The sequence below is a fragment of the Photorhabdus bodei genome (genome assembly GCF_003287735.1).
GTDB lineage: Bacteria > Pseudomonadota > Gammaproteobacteria > Enterobacterales > Enterobacteriaceae > Photorhabdus > Photorhabdus kayaii.
The window spans coordinates 1-20273 of sequence record NZ_NSCM01000045.1 but is presented as its reverse complement, the minus strand read 5'-3'; the positions used below and the strand labels follow the sequence as shown (position 1 = coordinate 20273).

The window sequence follows — 20273 nt, the reverse complement described above, 5'->3', positions numbered from 1 at the left end:
TACAAATAGCAGTTAGATAAGCTCTTTATTATAAATTACCATTAAATTAATTTCATATGCTTTCTCCAATGTAGATAATTACAATAAAATTAATAACAATTGTAAAAATACAAATAATTATATTTACCAATTAATAAAAATCGACAAAATACAATTATTTAGACATAAGTATAACGAAAAAACGAATTAATACACTATAATAATAAACTAGGTGAAGATACATTATATTGAATACAACTTATCGGGTTCAATTTCCAGACTTCTTTTATTTCGAACTAATAAGAATAGAAAATTGTATACCATTATGAATGGCTAGCAAATTTCATCAAAAAATCAAAGATATTCACGAATAAAATAAAAATTCTATCACTATACCTAAGGACTACGACTATGAAAACCTCATCAACAACGCGAGCGCCAGTGAAATTACCACCAATGCCATCGGAAAGCGAAGCCTCAAAAACATATAAATCAGCAGACATGGCGCGCTCCTATCTAGAGGGAGATAATCTCATTTTTACTGACAACGACGGCTTTAATCGAGCCCTCCGGGATGGTTTTTTCCTTCTGAAAGCACCACCATATATGGATTTTAAATATGGTGATCGATTTGCATACCACTTCTTTGAACCCGCCACAGAAGGTGACCTTCGACCCTATACGGGATTCAAATCATATACTTTTTCCAACGAATACGAAGGTTATTTCAACAGAGAACATGATCAATGGGAACAGTTCCGCCTCGAACGGGAACACTGGAACCTCATGCCATCAGAGGTCGCCACACTGGGTCACCATATGGCACACGTCGGTATATGTGTACTACGCTCTGTATTAACTTATGTTGGTATTCCTCGCCATGACTGGGAACTTGTCACCAATGGTATTTCAGAAGGGCTAGGAAACCAGATGTTATCGTTTAACCACTTCCGATCAGAGAAAGCCACCCGAGGCTCTAAATTTCATCGGGATTCAGGATGGGTGACAGTTCTAAGATCAACTGAACGTGGCCTTCTTGCCTATATAAATGATGAGCTTTTAGCTATTGATCCTGTTCCAGGATACCTAATAATTAACTTTGGTAGTTCGATCGAAGTGCTGACAGAAAATTTAATCCCGAATGTTCGAGCCAATATACATGGCGTTGCTCGCACAGAAAGAAATAGGCAGTGCGATAGAATGTCATATGTCATGTTTTTAGTTAGCGATCTGGCTGGTAATGTCTACAAATATGGTCCCAACGGCCCCATCAAAGTTCAATCCGTTAAAGAGTTTGTTATCCAGGAAGCGAGTCGAACATACGATGATGATAATGACACTTTGTAGATATTCTTAGCACAATAAATCAAGGTCATAACGCAGATTTGAGCTGACAGATACCTTTATATCGGTGTCTGTCATATCGATTCAAAGCTAATCTTTCCTGTAGCTAAAAGAATGTACACAAAGGATAAACTCCGTTCTTATATCCGGTATCCGACATATCTAATCCGATAAATTAATTCCTTGCTCGCTTTCTTTATTGGGTATATTACTAATGCGCTTCCCTTTTCTCCTTTGTAATATTTAATATTTTCACATCTGCTTAATCTGGTCTGGTACCGCCTCCCTTAATATGTATTTCACAACAGCTTTCCTACGTCACTGGTTCATCACGCTTTATCGCAAAAAATATACGAATATCTATCTATACCCGTCATCTTTCAAGTTGCCTCTTTGTTGGCTGCACTCGCGCACCCCGGTCACATAGTTATCTATGCTCCCGGGGATTCGCTCCCTTGCCGTCGCGATCCATCTTGAAATCCATAAGGCATACATATGGAGTTAAATCGATCTTATGAACAAAAAAACGCAATATTCATCCACTTTAGAACAAAGTACAAAATACACGTTTTTATTTATCCTTTCAGTCACCGTATTCTTCGTCGGCGCGACCGAATTCATGTTATCGTCTATGCTTACCCCTTTAGCAGTAGCCTTCGGGACGACCACCGTCGGAGCATCCTGGTTAGTGTCTGGTTATGCATTTTCCTATGCTCTGGCAGCCCCGGTACTCGGATATTTTTCAGATCGTGTTAATCGGAGCAGATTGCTTCTGGGTTCCTTATTGTTTTTCGCCGTAGATGGTCTCGCTATCATTCTTGCACCCACTCTTGAAATCGCAATCATACTGCGAATTTTTGGCGGTATAGCATCAGCGGTAATCATACCCACCGTATTTGCCTTGATCGCCGATATCGTTCCTTATAACCACCAGGCGGGAGCAATGGGAGTCGTTATGCTTGGCATGACTTTCGGTATTGCATTTGGCCCAGCCTTAGCGGGAATACTTACTGACCTCATTAGTTGGCAAGCACCATTTTTATTTAGCTCGCTTGGCTGCACCGTCACATTTATCGCAGGGTTTTACTGTCTTCCGACGCAAATGGCATCAAAAGAGCTTATAAGCCAGCAATTAGTCTGGTTTCGGCAATGGTCAATTGTCAGGCCACTCATTGCAAAAGGGGCCTGGAATGGTGCCGGTGTCTCTGCTTTTCTTCTGTCGGGAGAAGTTTTACGTCAACAGTACGGATTTGGTCCAACCGAAATCGGCTAGACCGTTATAGCCTTTGGTGTCGGTCTGGGTATAGGAAATATCTCAACAGGTTGGCTTCGCAAGCTTTGCGGTCGAGAAGAAGCGACTTTAGTCGTTGTCAGTCTGCTACTAACTGGTGTGATCTCAGTTTTCATGCTCGTTCCAATTACACTCTTCGGCTCATTGGGGTGTTTGATATTTTGGGGAATCGCGCTTGGTGCTGGAGCACCTTCAAGTACAGTGGTTTTGGTGACAAGAGCAAGTGCTAATAAAGGTATGGTTCTAGCCTTTGCAGAAACGTTCAATAATCTGGGCATTTTGAGCTTGGTACCGTTAGCAATGATAGGACTGGCAAAGGGAGGTCCCCCCGTAGCCATGATTGTGTTATCGGTAGGATTGGTTATCGGTCTTACATTGACAATATTAGATTTCTGGCTAACGCGTTCGACAAATCTTTCTCTATGAATCTTCGCCCTCTGGCTTTATTTCCCCACCATATATTTGATGGGGATATTGAATAATTATTGTATCCAGAGGGACATAAGTAAATTTTCAGTTACAACCAGAATAACCAGGCAAACAGAGAGATGATAGCAATACAGGCAATATTCAGCACCATACCCACTCTGACCATTTCAGTCTGTTTAATATGACCGGAGCTGAAAACAATCGCATTAGGTGGCGTGGCAACCGGCAACATAAAGGCACAGGATGCCCCAAATCCGATAATAAGCGTCAGCGTCATTACCGGCATCCCCAACGCTTCCGCAACGGTTGCGAATATCGGTACTAGCAAAGCTGCGCTGGCTGTATTACTGGTAAATTCAGTCAGGAAGATAATAAACGCAGCTACCGCAACAATAATCACAAACCAGTGGCTTGCGCCAAAAGTAGCCGCCATACCATTCGCCATGATTTCACTAGCACCTGAGTTTTTCAAAATAGCGCTTAAAGTCAGACCACCGCCAAACAGTATCAACACACCCCACTCGGTATTATTCTGAATCTGCGACCAACTCGCCACCCCCGTGATACCAATCAGAACAGCAGCACTGACAGCAATAATGGTATCCAGATCTTTCACGCCCCCTAAGGCAGAACTGATAACCGTGCTAAAGATCCAGCAAAATACGGTTAATAGGAAGATCAGCATGGTCATCAGACGCTTGCCAGTCCAATCCAGTTTTTCCAGTTTCATGTCGAATTTATGATTCAAATTCGGGCGCAGCATCAGATACATAACACCCACCATCATTGGCAGCAGAATAACCACCAACGGAACCCCAAACTTCATCCAATTGAAGAAATCGATACCCAGTTGCGCCGCTGCAATCGCGTTTGGCGGGCTTCCCACCAAAGTACCTAAGCCACCGATACTTGCACTATAAGCTACACCCAACAGCACAAATACAAATGTATGGCGCTCAGAACGCGCATCCAGATTAGACAAAATACCCAAGACTAATGGCAGCATCATCGCGGCAGTCGCTGTGTTACTGATCCACATGGAAAGACCCGCCGTCACACCAAACAACAACATCACCGCTACAGACAAACGTCCACGGGCAATCATCAGCAGACGGTTAGCAATCAGTCTGTCCAATCCTTGGATGTGGAGTGCGGTTGCCAGAGCAAAGCCACCAAAAAACAGGAAGATGATGGGATTAGCAAAAGATTTCAGCGCATCTCCCGTATTCATCAATCCCATACCAACTGCCAGAATTGGAATACATAATGCTGTAATAGTGACGTGAATAGCTTCGGTAAGCCACAGCACGCCAACAAATACCATTAGTGCTAAACCTGCATTAGCTTTTTCACCAAACGGTAACGTATTAAGTAGAATAAATAGTAATGCAATATCAGCAGCCAGAATAATTAAGCCTTTTTTATTCGAAAAATTTGGCCTTATAGCTGTGGTTAAAGATTCAGAAACATCCATGGTGACTCCATTAGCGCCGGTGATATCTGATCCACCATTGCTACAATTGTTAAAAAAATACAAGGCGTGTGAATATAAGGAGTCTTCTCCAGGAAGCAAATGCAGTTCTTTAAATTTTGGGATCTAAAGCGCGATAACTAGCCGATTAAATCGTAATAGATGGTATTTTATACAAATTTTTGTTGTTACATCACATTATTACATCTTTATAGGTATAGGAAATCGTTACGTTTTATGAAAGTTTTCGGGCATAAAAAACAGGAGAACTCTCCCTCTCTCAAGCTATTGACAAACCCATTTAAAAAACTAGGGGATGTTTTCGTATCAACTATGATTAAAAATCTGGTGAATTAACTTACCAAGTGGTTTAACGGGTTAAAGTAATATAAAGTAAGTTTAAACTGGCATATTTAAGGTATGGTGTTTTTTATATGAGCACGAACAAAACCAATTTTTTCTTATTTTTCACTGATAGCTTTATGAGGGGAAAGTTTTACTACTTGAATAAATGAAAGTTTCTATAATCCTTTACTTTCAAATGGCACGAAAAGCGATAATCCACATGATTTAACCTGAGTGAATAGGACCACGAGCTACAAAATTATTTTACTATCCAGTTATAAGCAAGATCGAAAATCAATGCAAAATTATCATTTTCACGCTTCATAAAACCGATTACATGAACAGCTAACTTTTTTCACATTTCATCCAAAGTATTTCACATTGTAATTCTTCATTAAAAACATAATTAGCACCAAAGAGGTGCTCCTTTTAAATCCCCTAAACATAATTACTCATTGCGTCGTAAAAGTGATAACCTTACATGGAGCTTTTTACAGTTTTACAGTTTTACAGTTTTACAGTTTTACAGTTTTACAGTTTTACAGTTTTACAGTTTTACAGTTTTACAGTTTTACAGTTTTACAGTTTTACAGTTTTACAGTTTTACAGTTTTACAGTTTAATCATGATAGGTGAAATTATGAAAGATAAAACGATGAGTTTCTCTGTAAATAAAGATCTTAATGTTCATTCAAAAAGCTTTGACGCTTTCATATCGTACATGGAGAACTGTAATGAGTTCTGGTATATAAAAGATAATGAGTCGAGATTTATCTATATGAATGACTATGGACTTCATCATAGCGGGCTACCCAAAGAGTTTAATGTTGAAGGTAAACTGGATAGTGAATGTCCGGTTTATTGGTCCGAGGTTGCTGATATTATTCAATCTAATGATCGTAGAGTGATGGAGGAAAAAAAAGTCATTCCTACTTTGATTACATTTATGTATGGCGGTAGGGATAAAATTATTCAACCATTTATGGCGGACGTCACGCCTTTGATAAAAGATGGAGAGTCGATTGGCGTAGTAGGCAGAGCTAAAAAGCTAGAAATTTTTTCAATGTATCATATGGAAATTAATAAACCTCCTGAATCATTATCATTTGGCAATCCAACTGAGATTTTTACAGATAGAGAGTTCGATATAGTATTTTTTGCGTTGCAATCGCTAAGCGCTAAAGATATTGCCAGAAAATTAAGTATTACCTATAGAACGGTACAAAGCAGGCTACATATCATTTATCAGAAAATAGGGATAAATTCATTAAGCCAGTTAAAAGAATATTGCAGGGGTAAGGGGTACGATAATTATGCTCCTACCCGATTTATTAACACGAATCCCTATATACCTCTGGCATAACAATGAACCACATCGTTATCGTCACTATTAGGGTTCTGCCTGGCAGAACCTTACACCTTGTTTCTCTCACACTCCACCCAGCATATTTAATATTGCAATTATTCATTAAAAACATAATTACTAATAAAAATTTCACACAATATAGAATATTAGCATATTGAAAATGATTACAGGAAATTGCTCCTCTGTAAAATCATCCGCATAAAAGATAAACTCCTTTTAAAACTGATAAACATAATTACTCATTGTGTCGTAAAAATGATAATCTTATATTGAAGTTATTCCAGTTTTACCGTTTAATCATATAGGTGAAATTATGAAAGATAACACGATGAGTTTCTCTGTAAACAAAGACTTGGATGTTCATTCAAAAAGCTTTGACGCCTTCATTTCGTATATGGAAAACAGCAACGATTTTTGGGCTATAAAAGACAAGGAACATCGATTCATCTATGCCAATGATACAATGATTTATTACAGCGGCCTCCCTAAGGGTTTTAATATAGAAGGGAGGCTTGATGGTGAGTGTCCAGCACCGTGGTCTGAGTTTGAAAATATTATACAAGCTAGTTGTGATGTTGTAATGACGAGTCAAAAAACCATTCCAGTATTAAACACCTTGACTTATGGTGGGAAACAAAAAATGATCCAACCATTTCTGACCAATGTTACACCGCTAATGAAGGATGGAGAATGCATTGGCATTGTTGGACACGGCAAAAAACTTGAAATTTACTCCATGTATCATTTTGAAAATAACATTCATCCAGAGTCATTAACTTTTGGCAAACCAACTGATTTATTTACCGACAGAGAGTTCGATATAGTATTTTTTGCGTTGCAATCGCTAAGCGCTAAAGATATAGCTAGAAAATTAGGCATCACATATAGAACAGTACAAAGCAGGTTACAATTTATTTATCAAAAAATAGGAATAAACTCATTAAATCAGCTAAAAGAATATTGCAGGGATAAGGGATATGATAATTATGCTCCTACCCGATTTATTAACCCGAATCCCTATATACCTCTAGTATAACAATGAACCACACCGTTATCGTCATTATGCTATTAGGGTTCTGCTTGGCAGAACCTTAAGCCTTGTTTCTCTCACATTCCATCCAGCATATTTCATATTGCAATTACTCATTAAAAACATAATTACTAATAAAAATTTTACACAATATAGAATATTAGCATATGGAAGGTGATTACAGGAAACTGCTCCTTTGTAAAATCGTCCGCACCAAATAGGTGCCCAAAAACTCATAAATATAATTATCCATTGTGTCGCAAAAGTGATAACCTTACATGGAAGTTATTCCAGTTTTACCGTTTAATCATATAGGTGAAATTATGAAAGATAACACGATGAGTTTCTCTGTAAACAAGGATCTGGATGTTCATTCAAAAAGCTTTGACGCCTTTATATCATATATGGAAAACAGCAATGATATTTGGGCTATAAAAGACAACGAACATCGATTCATCTATGCCAACGATGCAATGATTTATTACAGCGGTCTTCCTAAAGGTTTTAATATAGAAGGGAGGCTTGATGGTGAGTGTCCAGCACCGTGGTCTGAGTTTGAAAATATTATACAAGCTAGTTGTGATGTTGTAATGACGAGTCAAAAAAACATTCCAGTATTAAACACCTTGACTTATGGTGGGAAACAAAAAATGATCCAACCATTTATGCTCAATGTTACCCCCCTAATGAAGGATGGGAAATGCATTGGGGTTGTTGGTCACGGTACAAAACTTGAAATTTATTCCATGTATCATTTTGAAAACAACATTCAGCCTGACTCATTAACTTTTGGCAAACCAACTGATTTATTTACTGATAGAGAGTTCGATATAGTATTTTTTGCATTACAATCGCTAAGCGCTAAAGACATAGCGAGAAAATTAGATATTACCTATAGAACGGTACAAAGCAGGCTACATATCATTTATCAGAAAATAGGAATAAATTCATTAAGCCAGTTAAAAGAATATTGCAGGGGTAAGGGGTATGATAACTATGCTCCTACTCGATTTATTAACACGAATCCCTATATACCTTTAGCATAACAATTACAGCATCGCTGTCGTTACTATGTCATTAGGGTTCTGCCAAGCAGAATCCTACTCCCCTCCCAAAAAGTTTTGTTTCATCCGCTTATGTAATACTACGCCTATCTGGTAATCTGTGAAATCAACAGAGATATAAAGAGGAATTCCCACATAATAAAATATTAAATAATTGATGCCGAAAAAAATTAATTATGACAAGCATCAAAACGCGACGTTAATAACTCTATTCTAATCCTATGAACATACCTAAAACTTTCCACAATATATCAGAAAAGTTTCAGGCATTTAATCTCTTCTCATTAACTTTTTTTCGAGAAGTTTATTTTAATTCATTTAGAATATCTGCTTGGCCATATTTCGAAAGGTTCACAATTTAAAGCAGTAGCAATGAGCTGTTCACCTTTAGGCCACGGACGGTGCAAAGCATTTGATAAAGTGGATGATGCAAGCCCCGCTTCTCTTGAAATAGCAGATAACGACGTTCCCCGCTTTTTAAGCCCTGCAATAATATCAGCCGGGTGCCAGTCGTTTTTTACAATCATTACTGATTCTCCTCTCAGTTTGGTTATTCAAGGTGCTATATTCATACTCTCTTCAAATTAATGTTTTTATATTGTTACAGCTTTTTCCCTGAGTCCGTACTGGTGCGGAATATTAAAAAATAACTGAACTAAAACGTTAAACCCCGCTAAGTACAGCCAAATATTCTCCGAATAGGAAAATGTTATATCTAACGTTCAAAAGTCATAAATGAACTTTAATTGTTAATAAATTCTCTTTTATAGATACTAGAATGTTTAAAAAGTTTAGTTATTTTGGGAAATGTTGGAAGAGCATTAAATACATTAATGAATGTCCTAAAAAACTCTTCAATTACGAGGAATAACGCTAAGTGACTGTCCCAGCTCAATCGATAATGTCGAAGCACGGGACTACAGAGATTCTGAATTTAACTACTTCATGGCCATCGAAAAATTGCTTGTGCAACAACAAATCAGCCAGCCGATAATTATCGACTGGCTGAATGACGTTAACATGCTTAATTCTGTGCCATCAGCCTGCCTTTAATGCGACAAAACCACCGTCCTCCCAATATTGCCACCATAAGTTCAAGAGAAGCTATTGCAGCTAGAGTTAGGATAAATAAGGTTTTGCCCGCGCCAACTAATATCCATCCACCGATTGCCGGAAATCCAAATATCCCCACAAAGTAGGCGACAACGAACCAAGTGAGAGCAGCATGACGATTCTCAAGCGCAGAGTCGTTTACTGCCCATGTTTGAATAACGGGATACACCAATCCATAGCCTATCCCCGTTAACATGGCCGCCACAACCTGGAACATAGGGTGAACCGGTACGCCTAGCAGGGCTAGAATGCCCATAATCAAGAATAACATCAGCGCGATGACTAATGGGGTACGGGGCATCGTCGATAAACGTCGGGCCAACAAAAGCCGCGACACAACCACAGTCGCTGCATGTACAGCAAAGAATGTACTTGCATTTGCTTGAGTCCCTTCAACCAGCGAACTCTGGAACGACATCATTCCGGAGAATACGCCGCCTCCCAGACCCACCATCACAATGGGACGGATCGCACTACTTGCAGCAATCTTGGTTATTTTTCTCACCCAAGGTCTCAGTGATAACTCCCGTTGACCATGCGGTTCCCTGACCCCAAAGGTCGCCAGAAGTAGTGAGGCGAGGATGCCAATGACGCCAACAAAGAGAAATGTTACTCGGATGGGCACTCCTGCCTGTTCAACCGCCGCGGCAAGGAGGATGGGACTGCCGCAAATCCCAGCCATTTGAAACGCGCTGAAGCGAGTAAACCAGTGCCCCCTGTCAACGTCAGTGACACGCTCCGACAATGCCATAGGCCCACTGATATAGAACATTCCCCAACCGAGTCCAATCAAGAACGCTGCGATACGCGGAATGTAACCCAATTCACCGCTGAAACCGCCTAAAAGAAAATAACCACAAGACATCGCCAGCGCCGCTAGGGCTGCAAGGCGCGATGCTTCCAGTTGCCCAGCAAACCATCCAACCAAAGGAACGCCAATCAAGGTGCCGATCAAGGCCACGCTAAGGGTCGTCCCAGTGTCAATGTCACTCCCCCCTTGTGACCGAAAATACGCGGAAATAAGAAAGGTGGCACCATATCCCCCCGCAGTGAACAGGGTTCCGAACAGGAGAAAAAATGCCGACATTGTTCGCATGAGTCAAACTCCATCTTAATTATTACAGGACGCCAAATGGCTTTGGCGCCATTGACCTCAGTTTATTCACCGCTTTTTCCAGACGGAGACAAACATACCGTATCTCGTCTTCATTATTAAATCTTCCTAGTCCGAAACGCACACTGGCTTGAGCCTGTGCATCACTGACTCCTATTGCTTTCAGTACATGTGACGGCGCCCTGTTAGCGGATGTGCATGCAGACCCAGAGGACAACGCAACCTCGGAAAGCTCCAGCAAAAGCGAGTCAGCATCCAAGCCGTTGAAAGAGACATTTAACAGACCGGGAAGGCATTCGGTAAGATGACCATTTATCCGAACGTCAGCCACATTCTCGATAATATACGACCGAAGTAAATCCCTTAAATAACGTAACCTCATCGACTCATCAGGCAAGTTTTTAACAGACAGTTCAACGGCACGCCCAAATCCTACTATCCCCGGAACGTTGAGGGTTCCAGAGCGTAAGCCTCGCTCATGTCCCCCTCCAACAATGAGAGGAGCGAGTGTTATATTCTTATTGCGTGAATCGATATAAAGTGCACCAACCCCCTTTGGTCCATATATTTTGTGCGCGGAAAATGAGGCAAGACTTATATTCATGCGCTGTACATCAAATTTTATTTTGCCGAGCGCTTGCGTGGCGTCAGTATGAAGAGGAATGTCATGTTCCTTACAGATCGCGCCTATCTCTTCAATTTTTTGTATTGAACCAATCTCGTTGTTAGCGGCCATAATCGAAACGAGATAGGTATCATCTCTTATTGCACGAGATATTGAATCTGGGGATACGACGCCGTCGCTTTGCGGCGGTAAATAGGTCACCTCCGTTCCCATTGCTTCGAGCCTACCGCAACAATCAAGAACAGCTTTATGCTCAATTGTCGATGTGATGACATGCCCCCTTTTGCCCCGATGTTGAAGGCCCGCGATTGCAAGATTGTTCGACTCGGTGGAACCCGACGTGAATATAATATCGGAATGACTCGCCGCATTTATCGATGTTGATATCACTTTTCTTGCATTCTCAACCGCTTCCATAGCTTTCCACCCAAATGCATGGTGATTACTGGCAGCATTTCCATAAGCGCAGGTAAAATAGGGCATCATAGTTTGAAGCACGTCGGGATCTAATGGCGTTGTAGCATTGTTATCCAAATATATCGGCCGAGTTAAGTTGTACATAAATTTTTCCCCCTTAACAAACAAAGATGAAATTATTTTTTTATTATCTTGACTATATCTGCTAGGCAGTAACTACATCGCCTTTACTCACCTCCCCCTCTTCATTAACAAGATTAAGACGAATGGCAGTTGAAACTCCGAGCATGTGGCTGAGTTGCAGCCCACGCACATATGCCAAAGCTCTCGACCAAGCGCAGTCCTCAAAGAATACCTCCAGAATAGCGTCTGAACCTTTGTGATCACCTGCGGCTTTCTCAAAATATTCCTTCGTAATTGCCGCACAGGTGAGTTTCTGAGTTGGCTCTTCGTAAGAAGTATCTGATGTCGACGGTTTGCCGTCAGCAAGGTTTTTGGACACCATCCGTCGAGTGATAATTTCGGGTATTTCCCCAGAGGCTAGGATGTGGACAAGGTGTTGCCTGGCTGAATCTTCGTGAATAACACGTATTTCACTGAGCGGAATCTGATATTTTTCTGCTACGGGCAAAAAGATATTCCTGATCGAGGCGTGGAGATGACTCAGACGGGGGTTCCGTTTTTGAGAATTAGTGAGGTTATTTATCAGGAACTGGAGGCGGAATATCCCATGATGATCGAATGCCACAGATATCCTCGGTAATTGACCACATTCATCTTGGCTTCGTTTGGCGAACATCAGAGCAGCCTCAAAGGCTTTCAACTGAGCCTCGATAACTATCTCGCTATCCTTATTGAGATAAACTCGTGAATTCCCTGCCAGTATGCTTACGTTAGTTTCTCGCTGATTCATTTTTATCAATATCCTTTCCCAAGATGGATCGTACGTATAAGGATGACCGCAAGAATCCATTAATTTTTGGATCGGGGCGTTCTTAAAGAGTGGTTGATATAACGAATGGAAAATAAGACGATCTTTTATAATTTCACGTACGTTAAATATCTTTTTCTCTTGCAACCCCGGTTATGAAATAAATATGTCTGATATCAAGCAAAAGTATAATTGCCATAAAAAAGCTGAGTTCTGACTAAAGGTTAGCGTGTCTTTTCTATTAAAAAATAGATCTTCGTCTTGTTTAAATGTTTTTTTCTTTTTAACCTTGCAGTCGAAGCTCTGAGCCCGACCATCGGACATCATTTAGCTCTCAGCTGACCGGGTAATTCTGTCACACCAATACAAGGCTCTAGTTGCCAAGTATGGATATGTCCGAACTGTTGTTGAGACAGCTAACTAAAATCCGTTATATCAAGGTAAATCTTCTCAGCAACATTAAAGGGGGGATTCTCGCTATTAAGCCATCGGCGAAAAGTTTCATATGTGAAAACATGGCTGCACCGACCGACTGCCTCAGGAAAACTCAAAAATTGACGTTGTAGAAGTTATCAGGCTATTACCCTTGTGAAGGAGGGTTTTAGCCTTTCATTTGGAAGAATAAAATTATTTCAGGTTTGTCATGCTCAAACATCAACCTATTACACACAGCTCAACTTAATTCTTTCTCTTCGAATCACAGCTAGCTCTCCGCTCAACAAACATATTTAAAAATCCATCAGTTATCCTCTTACTATCCGAATAAATCAGCATGGCTACCAACTCGATACAAGATCAATTCAGTGTCCGTACGTCGATAAATCAGAAGTAAATCCGGTGCTCCATGACATTCCAAATAACCAATATATACCCGTCATCTTTCAAGTTGCCTCTTTGTTGGCTGCACTCACTCACCCCGGTCACATAGTTATCTATGCTCCCGGGGATTCGCTCCCTTGCCGTCGCGATGCATCTTGAAATCCATAGGGTATAGTTACCGCTCAGACGGTGTTCTTTGTACTTCGGTGGTAATGGCTGGCCGGTTTGCAAAAGCGCAAGAGTTTTCATAATGATTTCTTGCGCTTTTTTATTGTTAACGTACTTTTTGGCATCCCTTTTAAATCGGCTCTGATAAACGAAAATCAGCACTGTTACCAACCTAAATCACTTTTTAATTCATCAAGCGTGTTGGCACGGTGAACACCTATCCCGTTCTCTAGATCATGAATTGCCTGTAACGTCTCGCTATTCGGTTGCAGCAACCCATCCGGCAGCCGACCTTCTGCGGCTAATCGATTAATAACCATACGTATAACGGTAGACAAATCGAGCCCAAGTGCTTTGGCATTTGCCATTGCCGCCGCTTTGCAGGCTGGTGACACCCTGGCTCTGACAACAGTATTAGTCATAGTAAATGCTCCCCTGTGTGTTTGATTAGAACACCGTAGCCTTTTTGTAGCCACACGTCAAAAGATTATAAATATGACTTGGTAGCCAATTATCTGAGGAGGGTTTTACCCCTCCTGCTTAATTCTAATACTTAATTAATTACCTATTAAGCCTGACCTTTTACTTCTTTCAGTCCATAGAAAGGAGCGCGGTTACCCAAAGCTTCTTCAATACGGATCAACTGATTGTATTTAGCAACGCGATCAGAGCGACTCATAGAACCGGTTTTGATTTGGCCTGCTGCGGTACCTACTGCCAGGTCAGCAATAGTCGCATCTTCAGTTTCACCAGAACGATGAGAAATGACCGCAGTGTAACCTGCGTCTTTTGCCATTTTAATCGCCGCCAGCGTTTCAGTTAGAGAACCAATCTGGTTGAATTTAATCAGAATAGAGTTAGCAACGCCTTTCTCAATACCTTCTTTCAGGATCTTAGTATTGGTAACAAACAGGTCATCACCAACCAACTGGATTTTCTCGCCCAATACCTTTGTCTGGTAAGCGAAACCTTCCCAGTCAGATTCATTCAACCCATCTTCGATAGAAACAATCGGGTACTTTCTGGTCAAATCTTCTAAGTAATGAGTGAACTCTTGAGAAGTGAAAGTCTTACCTTCACCTTTCAGTTCGTAGTTACCCGTTTCTGGGTTGTAGAATTCAGAAGCGGCACAATCCATAGCCAAAGTGACATCTTTGCCCAGAACATAACCCGCTTGTTCTACCGCTTCTTTAATAGCAGCCAGTGCAGCCGCGTTAGATTCCAGGTTAGGCGCATAGCCCCCTTCGTCACCAACCGCAGTACTCATGCCTTTTGCTTTCAGAACCTTAGCCAAGTTATGGAAAACTTCAGAACCGATACGAACCGCCTCTTTCAGCGTTTTTGCTCCAATCGGTTGAATCATAAACTCCTGGATATCAACGTTGTTATCCGCGTGCTCACCACCATTGATGATGTTCATCATCGGCAACGGCATAGAGAATTTACCCGGAGTACCATTCAATTCAGCAATGTGCTCGTACAACGGCATGCCTTTCGCTGCTGCTGCGGCTTTAGCGTTAGCCAGAGAAACCGCCAGAATCGCATTAGCACCGAATTGAGATTTATTTTCAGTACCATCCAGGTCGATCATGATCCTGTCGATGTTAGCCTGATCTTTAGCATCCTGACCGATAACTGCCTGTGCAATCGAGCCATTTACTGCATCAACAGCTTTCAGTACACCTTTACCCATAAAACGGGATTTGTCACCGTCACGCAGTTCCAACGCTTCACGGGAACCGGTAGATGCACCAGAGGGTGCAGCCGCTAAACCCACAAACCCCCCTTCCAGATGCACTTCTGCTTCTACGGTTGGGTTACCACGGGAGTCAATGATTTCACGACCGATCACTTTAACGATTTTGGACATTAGGTTTTCCTCAGTACAAGTTACATTTCAGGTAAGTGACGGAAACACTTCACACCGTCACTCACTGCACATCTTATTTGAGCTGGCCTTTCTGATATTTACCGGCTGCTTTAATAAAACCAGTAAATAATGGATGACCATCACGAGGAGTGGAAGTAAATTCTGGGTGGAACTGACAAGCCACGAACCAAGGATGCTCTGGAATCTCAATAATTTCTACGAGCTTATTGTCCATTGAACGACCCGCTACCCGCAGACCCGCATCTTCAATACGTTTCAACAGTAAGTTATTCACTTCATAACGATGCCGATGACGTTCAACAATCGTATCTGCCCCATACAAGATGCGCACTAAACTCTCTTTTGTCAGGTGGCATGGCTGACCCCCCACACGCATCGTTCCACCAAGATCACTCTCTTCGCTACGCACTTCTAAATTACCATCTTCATCACGCCATTCCGTGATCAGACCAACAACCGGAAACCGGCAATCAGGTTCAAATTCTGTTGAGCTGGCTTTTTCCAAACCCGCAACATGACGAGAAAACTCAATCAACGCTACCTGCATGCCGAGACAGATCCCCAGATAAGGGATTTTGTTCTCACGCGCATAACGGGCTGTCATGATTTTGCCTTCCACACCACGACCACCAAAACCGCCAGGAACCAGAATCGCATCCAGTCCCTTCAATAATTCAACACCACGAGTTTCAACATCTTGGGAATCAATTAGCTTGATATTCACCGTTAGACGATTTTTCAATCCACCGTGCTTCAATGCCTCAATCACGGATTTGTACGCATCGGGCAGTTCAACGTATTTACCCACCATCCCAATAGTGACTTCACCGGAAGGGTTAGCTTCTTCGTAAATGACTTGTTCCCATTCTGACAAATTTGCTTCCGGGCAATCGAGGCTGAATCGTTTACAAATATAATCATCCAAGCCTTGAGATTTCAATAGCCCTGGGATTTTATAAATGGAATCAACGTCTTTTAGGGAGATAACCGCTTTCTCCGGCACATTACAGAAAAGAGCAATTTTTGCCCGTTCGTTAGCAGGGATAACGCGATCTGAACGACAAATCAGAATATCCGGTTGAATACCGATAGAAAGCAGCTCTTTTACCGAGTGCTGAGTCGGTTTAGTTTTGACTTCTCCAGCCGCCGCCAAATAAGGCACCAGTGTCAGATGCAGATATAAAGTGTGTTCACGGCCAACTTCGACCGCCATTTGGCGAATAGCTTCGAGGAATGGCAACGATTCGATATCACCGACCGTACCGCCAACTTCCACCAGCACCACATCATGACCTTCACCACCACTGATGATGCGATCTTTGATTTCATTGGTGATGTGAGGAATAACTTGAACGGTCGCCCCCAAATAGTCGCCACGGCGCTCTTTGCGCAAAACTTCGGAATAAACCCGACCCGTGGTGAAGTTATTGCGACGAGTCATTTTAGTGCGGATGAAACGCTCATAGTGACCTAAATCGAGATCAGTTTCAGCACCATCTTCGGTAACGAAAACCTCCCCATGTTGAATTGGACTCATCGTACCTGGATCGACATTGATGTACGGGTCCAGTTTCATAATAGTCACATTGAGTCCACGGGCTTCGAGTATAGCCGCCAGAGAGGCTGCGGCAATGCCTTTACCCAGAGAGGATACGACCCCGCCGGTCACAAAAATATAATTAGTTTTCATGCTGAACCTGAAAGTTTAGGTTTAAAAGATGATGGATATAACCAGGACGGGAAAGCAGTATACCCGAACCTTAAATTCGCCACAAATAATCTGAACGCAAATAAGGTATTTTTCCCACATTTTGTTGTCCCACATTAACCCCATCTCTGCTTAAACATAGCCGATTCATTCGTTGTACATGGATAACAGCCCCTTTCATAGCATTGTCAATGTCAACATGAGCACAGACACAAACTTTATTTTCCATGAAGTCAATCGTGTCTGTTTATTCTCAATGTCGGATGATTTTATTGCTTTAATTGATTAAAAAACAGTATTATTGCTTCTATGGTGATCATTTCATCTAAATCACACTCAACCCAAAGGCCCCATTATAGGTAACAGTCACTTATGATTTAAGGAGCGGGGCCATGATTACACTGACTCAGGAACAATTCGATAAAATTATTGATGCAGAGGACAATACTTATATTGAAAAAATCAGGCAATGCATTTTGTCAGAACATGCCGACTTGGTTGTGCATGAGGATGAGAAAAATTTGCATAAGCGGCTTAAAGAAGCCTATCGGTATTTAATCGAAGACCTGGGCTTTAAAGATAAAAAGCTGATTAAATCATACCTTTATTTAACTGCCTTCAATCTTAATTTCCACGGTGTACCAGAAATCAAAAATGCCCTTGAAGCAGGAGAAAACCCGGAACAACAATACAAAGATATCTTGAGAATAATAGATAAATTGTTGAAAAGGAGCAATTAACATGCCTTTACCTCTGTTAGTTCCGGTAGCCCTGACTGCTGCCGAATATGCAGCATCAGCCCTTACGGGCATATTGGTTGGCGTTGGTGTGGGCCTCGGCGTTACGGAAATGACAAAAGACAAGGATGATGAAAAAGAGCAAGCGGAAGCCCGAACGGATGTGATCAGTACAACAAGGGAAGAATGCAAGGCTTGCCCCGCCATTGAGAAAGTGAGTCCCAGTTGGGAAAGCACCAGTTCATATTCGCAGATTACCCTTGATTATCAACTCCAGATAGCCAAAACCGTTTACAAACCGGACGCAAAACTCATACAAGTATGGGAATGTCTGGGGGTCAGTTTTGATGGCTGGCGACCAAAAGCATGCCTGTTTCTGGAATCTAAAGCTAAATATGATCAGTTTTTTAGGAAGGGAAAGCCAATGGGGTGGTGGACGGGAAAAGATTCAATGAGGAACCAAGGAGGACGGCAGCAAGAAGTATGCACTTCATTGAATGGCATTCCACGTTCCCACTGGCATTTTATGGAACCTATGAGCGCGGCTTACTATTCAAAAGAGTTTTCTAAATATCCCAATATTAAAGTATTTCATACCCCCTTATTCAGATAATGCGAGATAACAAATGATCATTTTATCACCGGAAATAAAGCTGTATTTTGACCGGCAAGAACCGTTGAGTCCCCAAATAGTATTAACTGATTTATATAGAATTACTCAGCAAATCGATCACTTTTTTGGCCGTCATAAGGCTTGGTATTTGACAGGCCATACTCGTAAAGAAGCATTAGAACACCTTGTTTTTGAAGAGAACCACCCGACGGAAAAAGCGTTTCAAATGTTTGAAAAAAATTACAAAGAAAATTTTCCTTTTATAGGAAAAAGTATTTGGGATGGTGAAGATGATGATCTTGCCTGTTCCCTATTTTATGAGAACTATCGTAGTGACAGGTTAGGACAAACTGAGATAACAATAGATCTTAATATTGACGAAAAAGAGTTTCAGTTTTCACGGTTGATTGATTTTATTACTTTTTTAGTTCTCAGTCGTAATGCTCCCTACATTATGGTAGAAACTAACGGTTATACCTTGAAGAAAAATCAGGTATTCCCCGACAGGTTAAGTGCTGGGTGGATGATTTATTTACCCTTTGTTATAGATCCCGCATTATTACCAATGGCAGATGAAATCTTGCCTATTGCCAATGATAAAGAACAATTGGGGACATTAATTATCACCAAACAAGGCATTTTTGACGGCGAAAATCAGGATGATATTGATAAAGCCAATGATATTGAAATTCAGTTGTTAAATCTGGGATTACTGCCATTAATTACTGAGGTTTAACGGCAATTGCGTTGTTTTATGTTTTTACATTCAGGCAACGCTACATTACTACTAATCAGGATATTTTATTCCCTATGATGCATTATTTTATTACCATTTATTTCATAGGTAGTGAAATTTAATCCCTGCAAAAAGCTATCATCATGTGAGCTAAAAATAACAATTTTCTCTTCTGCAATAGAAATCATCAATTCTATTAAAAATGTTATTGAATTGGAGTCAAGGCCATTTGTTGGCTCATCAAAAATATAAACATCTGCATCCGTAATAAAAGCTGAGGTCAATAAGAATTTCTTTTTTGTGCCAAGTGACATTTGCCCATATTCAATACCAGAATATTTAGATATGCCAAAACCATTTAAATAGTAATCTAATTGATGTCTTAGATTATTTTTCCTATAACGTTTGCATAGCTTTATCACATCCATCCCAGTAATAAAGTTATAAAAATCAACATTATCTGATACATAAAAACCATATTTCTGTAAATTACATCGATATTTTTTCTCCTTTTTTATAAAGTTAACCATTCCTTTTTTAACCTTATTCATACCCGCAATACTTGAAAGAAAAGTCGTTTTACCCGACCCATTCATTCCCGCAATACGGTTCAATCCAACATAAAAATTACAATTGCTTTCTGAAAAAATAATCTTATCATTAATAATAACTTCCAGTCCAATAACTTCAAGCATAAATAACCCCAAAAAAGCATGTAAAAGAGACAATAACACAGAGAATAATAAGTTTCACATACTGATTTCTCAATAAAGAAATAAATGAGAGAATAACTGAAAGAAAAATATAGGATATAAACATAATAACTGAAAATGATTTAACCACAAAAAAACAAAAAGCAGAAATTAAAATAGAAAATAAAAACAAAGAAACCAAATAATTATAAAATAAAAATTTTTGCATAGACAAAAAATTAAATAAATATGAAAATCGATTCATTTCAATATACCCGTTTAACTTGAAGATGCAGGATTCAGAACCTGGAAGTTGTCATTAATACGGCACGACAGGTTCCCGGCAAGTTCCGGTAATATTTCCGTAAAAAAGCGATGTATTGCCTGCCTG

At 40.6% G+C, this 20273-nt stretch carries 20 protein-coding genes and 2 pseudogenes; 9 read left to right on the top strand and 13 right to left on the bottom strand.

From position 1 onward, the window contains the following. Window positions 1–390 precede the first annotated feature (390 nt). Window positions 391–1326 carry a 2OG-Fe(II) oxygenase family protein gene (locus CKY02_RS18820; protein WP_112896467.1) on the top strand — a complete coding sequence of 312 codons (936 nt, stop codon included), beginning with the start codon at window positions 391–393 and terminating at the stop codon, window positions 1324–1326. A 357-nt stretch (window positions 1327–1683) separates the two neighbouring features. On the opposite strand, the gene CKY02_RS26420 is transcribed toward CKY02_RS18820, so the two are convergent. After that, complete coding sequence (locus CKY02_RS26420; protein WP_274382195.1) at window positions 1684–1818, bottom strand: hypothetical protein; 135 nt, start codon at window positions 1816–1818, stop codon at window positions 1684–1686. 19 nt (window positions 1819–1837) lie between these two features. Here CKY02_RS26420 and CKY02_RS25895 point away from each other — a divergent pair, with 19 nt between their 5' ends. Continuing rightward, window positions 1838–2596, top strand: coding sequence for an MFS transporter (locus tag CKY02_RS25895; protein WP_274382196.1), 759 nt, complete (start codon window positions 1838–1840; stop codon window positions 2594–2596). A gap of 132 nt (window positions 2597–2728) precedes the next feature. Continuing rightward, the gene (locus tag CKY02_RS25890; RefSeq protein ID WP_238399212.1) at window positions 2729–3040 is read left to right on the top strand and encodes a hypothetical protein; all 312 of its coding nucleotides are present in this window, start codon (window positions 2729–2731) and stop codon (window positions 3038–3040) included. 91 nt (window positions 3041–3131) lie between these two features. Here CKY02_RS25890 and CKY02_RS18810 read toward each other — a convergent pair whose 3' ends face one another. After that, window positions 3132–4517: a DASS family sodium-coupled anion symporter gene (locus CKY02_RS18810; RefSeq protein WP_112896466.1), complete on the bottom strand. Its 1386-nt coding sequence runs from the start codon at window positions 4515–4517 to the stop codon at window positions 3132–3134. Window positions 4518–5498: 981 nt separating this feature from the next. On the opposite strand from CKY02_RS18810, the gene CKY02_RS18805 reads away from it, so the two are divergent. From CKY02_RS18805 to CKY02_RS18795, 3 genes are all read left to right on the top strand, one after another. Further along, a complete protein-coding gene (locus CKY02_RS18805; protein ID WP_112896465.1) occupies window positions 5499–6221 on the top strand; it encodes a helix-turn-helix transcriptional regulator in 723 nt (240 codons plus the stop codon). Between the two features lie 316 nt (window positions 6222–6537). Further along, complete coding sequence (locus tag CKY02_RS18800; RefSeq protein ID WP_112896464.1) at window positions 6538–7260, top strand: helix-turn-helix transcriptional regulator; 723 nt, start codon at window positions 6538–6540, stop codon at window positions 7258–7260. A 317-nt stretch (window positions 7261–7577) separates the two neighbouring features. Beyond that, entirely contained in the window at window positions 7578–8300 is a 723-nt protein-coding gene (locus CKY02_RS18795) for a helix-turn-helix transcriptional regulator (protein ID WP_112896491.1), read from the top strand. Between the two features lie 332 nt (window positions 8301–8632). Here CKY02_RS18795 and CKY02_RS18790 read toward each other — a convergent pair whose 3' ends face one another. From CKY02_RS18790 to pyrG, 9 genes and pseudogenes are all read right to left on the bottom strand, one after another. Beyond that, window positions 8633–8842 carry a helix-turn-helix domain-containing protein gene (locus CKY02_RS18790; protein ID WP_036780506.1) on the bottom strand — a complete coding sequence of 70 codons (210 nt, stop codon included), beginning with the start codon at window positions 8840–8842 and terminating at the stop codon, window positions 8633–8635. A gap of 500 nt (window positions 8843–9342) precedes the next feature. Then, on the bottom strand, window positions 9343–10527 hold the full coding sequence (locus CKY02_RS18785) for an MFS transporter (protein ID WP_112896463.1): 1185 nt from the start codon (window positions 10525–10527) through the stop codon (window positions 9343–9345). A 22-nt stretch (window positions 10528–10549) separates the two neighbouring features. After that, complete coding sequence (locus CKY02_RS18780) at window positions 10550–11731, bottom strand: cysteine desulfurase family protein (RefSeq protein WP_112896462.1); 1182 nt, start codon at window positions 11729–11731, stop codon at window positions 10550–10552. A 61-nt stretch (window positions 11732–11792) separates the two neighbouring features. After that, window positions 11793–12500: a hypothetical protein gene (locus CKY02_RS18775; RefSeq protein ID WP_112896461.1), complete on the bottom strand. Its 708-nt coding sequence runs from the start codon at window positions 12498–12500 to the stop codon at window positions 11793–11795. A 772-nt stretch (window positions 12501–13272) separates the two neighbouring features. Continuing rightward, window positions 13273–13386, bottom strand: a pseudogene (locus CKY02_RS18770) (type II toxin-antitoxin system YafQ family toxin); the annotation flags it as partial. Next, window positions 13341–13667 carry a type II toxin-antitoxin system RelE/ParE family toxin gene (locus CKY02_RS18765; RefSeq protein ID WP_146747475.1) on the bottom strand — a complete coding sequence of 109 codons (327 nt, stop codon included), beginning with the start codon at window positions 13665–13667 and terminating at the stop codon, window positions 13341–13343. The pseudogene CKY02_RS18770 and the gene CKY02_RS18765, both read right to left, overlap by 46 nt. A gap of 2 nt (window positions 13668–13669) precedes the next feature. Beyond that, the gene (locus CKY02_RS18760; RefSeq protein ID WP_112896459.1) at window positions 13670–13927 is read right to left on the bottom strand and encodes a type II toxin-antitoxin system RelB/DinJ family antitoxin; all 258 of its coding nucleotides are present in this window, start codon (window positions 13925–13927) and stop codon (window positions 13670–13672) included. 146 nt (window positions 13928–14073) lie between these two features. Next, window positions 14074–15375, bottom strand: a complete 1302-nt coding sequence (gene eno / locus CKY02_RS18755; RefSeq protein WP_112896458.1) for a phosphopyruvate hydratase — start codon at window positions 15373–15375, stop codon at window positions 14074–14076. A gap of 73 nt (window positions 15376–15448) precedes the next feature. Next, on the bottom strand, window positions 15449–17086 hold the full coding sequence (gene pyrG, locus CKY02_RS18750) for a glutamine hydrolyzing CTP synthase (RefSeq protein ID WP_112896457.1): 1638 nt from the start codon (window positions 17084–17086) through the stop codon (window positions 15449–15451). A 410-nt stretch (window positions 17087–17496) separates the two neighbouring features. Between pyrG and CKY02_RS18745 the strand changes: the two genes are divergently transcribed. Genes CKY02_RS18745 through CKY02_RS18735 form a run of 3 tightly spaced genes read left to right on the top strand, consistent with a single transcriptional unit; the run spans window position 17497 to window position 19190 of the window. After that, window positions 17497–17844 carry a hypothetical protein gene (locus CKY02_RS18745; protein WP_040149637.1) on the top strand — a complete coding sequence of 116 codons (348 nt, stop codon included), beginning with the start codon at window positions 17497–17499 and terminating at the stop codon, window positions 17842–17844. 1 nt (window position 17845) lies between these two features. Further along, window positions 17846–18454 (top strand): restriction endonuclease fold toxin 5 domain-containing protein, encoded by a 609-nt coding sequence (locus CKY02_RS18740; RefSeq protein ID WP_112896456.1) that lies wholly within the window; start codon window positions 17846–17848, stop codon window positions 18452–18454. Between the two features lie 13 nt (window positions 18455–18467). Then, window positions 18468–19190 carry an Imm52 family immunity protein gene (locus CKY02_RS18735; protein ID WP_112896455.1) on the top strand — a complete coding sequence of 241 codons (723 nt, stop codon included), beginning with the start codon at window positions 18468–18470 and terminating at the stop codon, window positions 19188–19190. Between the two features lie 65 nt (window positions 19191–19255). Here the strand turns inward: CKY02_RS18735 and CKY02_RS18730 are convergent, their stop codons facing one another. Both CKY02_RS18730 and CKY02_RS18720 read right to left on the bottom strand, forming a co-directional pair. Next, a complete protein-coding gene (locus tag CKY02_RS18730; protein WP_112896454.1) occupies window positions 19256–19885 on the bottom strand; it encodes an AAA family ATPase in 630 nt (209 codons plus the stop codon). 276 nt (window positions 19886–20161) lie between these two features. Beyond that, a pseudogene (locus CKY02_RS18720) lies at window positions 20162–20273 on the bottom strand (IS630 family transposase); the annotation flags it as partial.